Here is a 1,722-nt window from a genome sequence, read left to right on the forward strand (position 1 = left end):
CCTTGTCCTCGGCCAGTGGCCTGACCTTTACCCTTGGCTATGCGCGTGGTCTGAATGGGATTAACAAACTCAAATGTAACGGCGGGTGTTTCAATCCGAAATTCAGTTTTATCCGTTTTGGGTTCTTGTTCGTCATCGATTTCCAATTCCGGGCCTGTTTGTAGGCCGGATAGTACAGCACGGCCCTGACCTGGTCGCCTCACGGCAAATCGGGGGTCAACAAAATCGACGCTGGCGGGGCAATGGCAAGTTAAATTGGAAACACCATGAATTTCATACACAAAAAACGCTTCCAGTTCCTGACGGTAGTGGCCTCGAAGTGTCAGTGCAACACCGGCGAGCGGCGGCGGTTCAAACTGAAATTGCCACAGACGATACTTGTCTGTATCGTATCCGTTCTGCAGTTGGTAACGGGCAATACTTTCAAATGATTGCCGTGCATCATCATCCAGCAATATCCAGGCTAACGCCCGCCTTAACTCATGGTCTCCTCTGACATATAGTGGCAGAGTGCAGCTTGGCAAAATATTGATAAGCGCTCTGCTCAAGTTATCGATGCGCTGAACATCGAACTCATGCGAGAGTCCGCCGGGAATTAATGCTAAACGCGTTATATAGGCATGATGAAAAAACAATGCTCGCGCCAATTCAAGCTGGGGAAGATAATACCGTGTTCCGCCAAATTCAAAATTAAAACACCATTGCCGTCCATCCCCCTGCCGACTCACCACGGGAATCGGACAGGCATCGATAGGTTCCGTAAGCCAAAGGCGCGTATTTTCTATCACTACACGTTTCAGGAATCCGGCAGGCAGTGGTTGTTCGGTTGCATTCACCACTCTGCGTCTAGCTAAAGTCGGAATTTGAGAAACACCCACATGTTGTTTCTTCTGCCCAGGCTCCAGTTTAACATTGATATGCCAACCAGAATCGTCATGACGACGGAATAAAGAACCAATCTCCCGAATAACGCTATTATTTTCTACCCCTTTTAACTTCATATTCTGTACTCCGACACATTAAAATTTCCAAATATTGTCTGGCAGATCCTGTCATTCGTTCTTCACTTAATCCCGCGTTTCGCAGCAATCGCCACCTCGGTGGTGACTCGAGCAGATTTCGCAACTCCGCATAGGCATTTTGTAAACGTCGGATCTGATACTGGGAGATGCTTTCCGAATTGACTGCCAGAAACGCCGAAGTACGTGGCATTTGATGAAGGTTCTTTTCAAGAGTCGAAAGATTGCCGAGAAGCCGAAGATAGCAGGTTCTTGAGCGTCTGGGCCCTTGTTCGTTTGCCTTCAAAAAGGTAGCCAATTGTCGAAGTGCTTGCAGATATTCCCGGTCCCGCTTGTCCCAATCGATGCGTGATACGTTAGCATTTTTCTTGCTTTCTGCATGACGATAATTTATGTCCAATAGCCAGTCACGGTGATTTCGATAAAGCCGGGCATACAAGGCTGATGCATTTTTTCTGGCTTTCTGGGGTGGATGGGAGGACAACAATTCCAGCCAGGCCTCCTGATCTGGCGTTTGGCTGCTGGACTTTTGTATAGCCACCTGAACTTGCAAGGACTTTTCGCAGATTGGCGTCCTGCTTACCTCATTGAGCACGTCATCTATCTGCCAGTGACGACCCAACAGCGCCTGATGAACCACAATATGCTGAAGATAATTGAAACTTTTCCGATGCTTGCGGAAGATTGCTTTCAGCCAGTCTGA

1 protein-coding gene and 1 pseudogene are annotated in these 1,722 nt (G+C 48.1%); both read right to left on the bottom strand.

The features are described 5' to 3' along the window. Positions 1–1,001 (bottom strand): annotated as a pseudogene (locus AC2VLY_RS04990) (Tn7-like element transposition protein TnsE); the annotation flags it as partial. Then, positions 976–1,722, bottom strand: a 747-nt coding sequence (locus AC2VLY_RS04995) for a TnsD family Tn7-like transposition protein (protein WP_486921865.1), incomplete at its 5' end; no start/stop codon positions are given. The gene AC2VLY_RS04995 and the pseudogene AC2VLY_RS04990, both read right to left, overlap by 26 nt.

This window comes from Acidithiobacillus sp. TH-A36 (assembly GCF_057473445.1).